This is a genomic window from Oleiphilus sp. HI0043, assembly GCF_001634935.1.
The window spans coordinates 1-1,344 of the sequence record NZ_LWEY01000133.1 but is presented as its reverse complement, the minus strand read 5'-3'; the positions used below and the strand labels follow the sequence as shown (position 1 = coordinate 1,344).

General features: G+C 45.5%; 1 protein-coding gene. It reads left to right on the top strand.

Translation table 11 applies throughout. The features are described 5' to 3' along the window. Nucleotides 1-219: 219 nt before the first annotated feature. The coding region (locus A3729_RS02710; RefSeq protein ID WP_068633086.1) for a response regulator at nt 220-1,344 on the top strand (1,125 nt) is incomplete at its 3' end.

The following is a 1,344-nucleotide window of genomic DNA, read 5'->3' as shown; positions in this document are numbered from 1 at the left end:
TCTTTTTATTAGCAAAGCCCAAGTATAAAAACGACCCGACCTCTTTCACCACAGAAATCATAATGGCCAGCCTGTAGGCATTGCTTCCATATAACAATAGATCAACTTACACATCCTGACATTTTTTGACGATAAAAACCTCCATATTCAGGGGATTATGCTAAATTATGTAGAGACGATTCGCGTTTACAAAAAGAATTCTTCCATTAGGATCAAGGAATGGCTCAGGACAACCAACGAGAGAAACTTAAACAACTGTTTGCAAAACGAGTTACGACGCAAGCCAGAGTTGTATTAGATGTCTATCAAAAGTGCAAACTCTCCTCTTGGGAAGACCTGGATCGCACTCAAGATTTAAATGATGCGAGTGAAAAACTAGAGCGTTTTGCAACCCGCTTTGAGATGTCTCGCCAGGAGACTTCGGCACGAAAAATTAACCAGCTACTGAGCAATGTTAACCCTGAAGCCCCGCTTTCGTTAGACAGCCAACAAAAAATTGAGTCCTTTATTCAGGAGCTGAATGAGTGCACTTTGCGAAAGAGTGATACCGGAGGGGGGCGAAGCGACACCTCGCACTCGAATCCACGTACTTTTTTACGCACTCCGATTTACCTCGCGCTAAACAACACCGAGTACGCTAACCGCATTATTAATCAGCTGGAGTTCTTTGGTTTTCGTTCAATCAACTTCAGTGATGTTGATGATTTTGTTCACGCAGCTAAGCAGGATAAGCCAGAGACCATCGTAGCCGATGTAGATTTTGGCGGGCATAAGCTTGCTGGCATCGATGCCGTTCAAGTAATCCAGGAGTCTCACGAGACAACTATTCCAGTTATTTATGTTAGCGAGAGCACTGACGACATTCAGACCCGGCTAAAAGCATCGCGCACAGGCGGCGAAGAGTTTTTTTATCGAGCCATCGACCCTGGCCAGCTAATAGAAAAATTTGAGCAATATACGCACGCCAACATTCAGGACCCATACCGTATTCTGGTAGTCGATGACTCTAAAGCACAAGCAAAGTACATTGAGAATATATTGCACAAAGCCGGCATGATTCCTCACATCATTACCGAGCCGATGGATATCCTGGTAGCCTTGGCGGATTTCCAGCCTGAGATAATTATCATGGATATGTACATGCCAGGCTGTACCGGTATGGAGCTAGCCCGAGTGATACGCCAGCAAGACAAGTTTCACAGCGTACCTATCATTTACCTCTCTGCAGAAGATGACGTCAACAAACAGCTACACGCGATGAGTCTTGGAGGCGATGACTTTCTAACGAAACCTATCGACCCGAAACACCTCATCGCCACGCTGCGAAACCGAGGCCGAAGAGCT